This is a genomic window from Bacteroides sp. AF39-16AC, assembly GCF_003602735.1.
GTDB lineage: Bacteria > Bacteroidota > Bacteroidia > Bacteroidales > Bacteroidaceae > Bacteroides > Bacteroides uniformis.
In genome coordinates, this window is the sequence record NZ_QTLN01000009.1 from 100,690 (window position 1) to 102,359 (window position 1,670).

The 1,670-nt window shown below is 35.7% G+C and carries 1 protein-coding gene; it reads left to right on the forward strand.

From position 1 onward, the window contains the following. The first annotated feature begins 272 nt into the window (after positions 1-272). Positions 273-1,220, forward strand: coding sequence for a site-specific integrase (locus DW039_RS09960; RefSeq protein ID WP_005824483.1), 948 nt, complete (start codon positions 273-275; stop codon positions 1,218-1,220). Positions 1,221-1,670: the final 450 nt, after the last annotated feature.

Here is a 1,670-nt window from a genome sequence, read left to right on the forward strand (position 1 = left end):
TCCTTTTCCCATAATGCTTTTGTTAAAAAATTCCGTTACTTCGCAGGTAACGGAGGAATTTTCCGTGCAAACATAATTGTTTTTCTATAAATGAGCAAATAATAATGCTGTTTTTTTATAATTAATCGAAAAATCTGCATTTAAGCGCACTTTTTTGTTAATGGGATTGTTGTTCGCCCCAATTATTAGTGTATTTGCACGTATGTTCTGCATTATAAAGGGATTGTACTTATACATATTATTAATAAGAGAATGTATAATTTAAATTGAAGATGAAAGAGATTACCTTACAAGAAATGCTGTCAACTATTATTGGAGAGCTTCGAGAAAATGGAAGATGGGGAACAGCCCATATTTACCAATCCACATTGAATGTGTTTTCCGCATTCAATAACTATCGGGATTTGCATCTGCGCAAATTGAATCCAGTGGTTTTGAAACGTTTTGAAATGCACCTGCGTCAACGAGATTGCAGTTGGAACACCGTTTCTACCTATATGAAAGTCATTCGCTCGGCTTACAATCGAGCTGTAGATTTACGATGTGTCCGTTATACTCCTAGATTATTCGAACATGTATATACAGGAACTAAAGCAGACAAGAAAAGAGCTTTGGAAGCTTCGGATATAGGAACTTTAGTTCGCGGGACAGAAATGGATTTGTCCAAAAGGATTCCTTCCTCAAGCCTTCAAAAAGCCAAAATGCTATTTGTTTTTATGTTTATGATGCGTGGTCTCCCATTTGTCGATTTAGCTTTCTTGCACAAGAAAGACCTGCAAGGGAATGTATTGTCCTATCGTAGAAGAAAGACTGGTCGCACCTTACGGGTACTTCTATCCCCTGAAGCCTTACAGCTGGTACACATGGTATCCAATAAGGACGAGAACTCACCTTATTTATTCCCAATATTACGTAGCAAGGATGGTACAGAAGCGGCTTATAAAGAGTATCAATCAGCTTTGAGGCGTTTTAACTATCAGCTGTCAGCTTTAAAAACACATTTGAATATGAGTTCACATCTTAGTTCGTATTCGGCAAGACACACGTGGGCCACAATGGCATATTATTGTGAGATTCACCCTGGCATTATTTCCGAAGCGATGGGACATTCATCGATAAATGTTACTGAAACCTATCTCAAACCTTTCAACGACAAGAAGATTGATGAAGCAAATGAGAAGGTAATTTCTTTTGTAAAAAGCAATGGAATCTCGGCATAGATTTTTTTATTTTTATTGATAAAGCGGCCTAGATGTGTCCATATTTATTCCTCCCGCAAGAAGCATCTCTTGAAGGGAAGAGTCCTCTCGCTCATTTCTCAACAACTTCCCCTTAAGCCAAAACTCTACAAAATAACACTTTAAGTCTTTCTTTCCCTATAAATATTTTGATTTCCCTTTATCGTAACTTTACCTCTCGGTCATATTATCAGAATTCCACCTATAAGTCACTTTTCATCTTTCATCACTTAAAATGTTATAAACAATTATAGGGACATTACAACTATATTAAACTTCTTTTCACATAATTGATTCAAGATGGTTCCCGTTACCTGCGAAGTAACGGAATACTTAGTAACAAAAGAAGTATGCGAAAGGGATTCAAAATGAGAGATTATTCACTTTTTATTTTTTTAAATTTATAAATTTAAAGTTTTCAATTATGAACAA

Coding starts and splice junctions, on each gene's coding strand:
- DW039_RS09960 (WP_005824483.1), top strand. CDS start 273: ATGAAAGAGATTACCTTACAAGAAATGCTGTCAACTATTATTGGAGAG.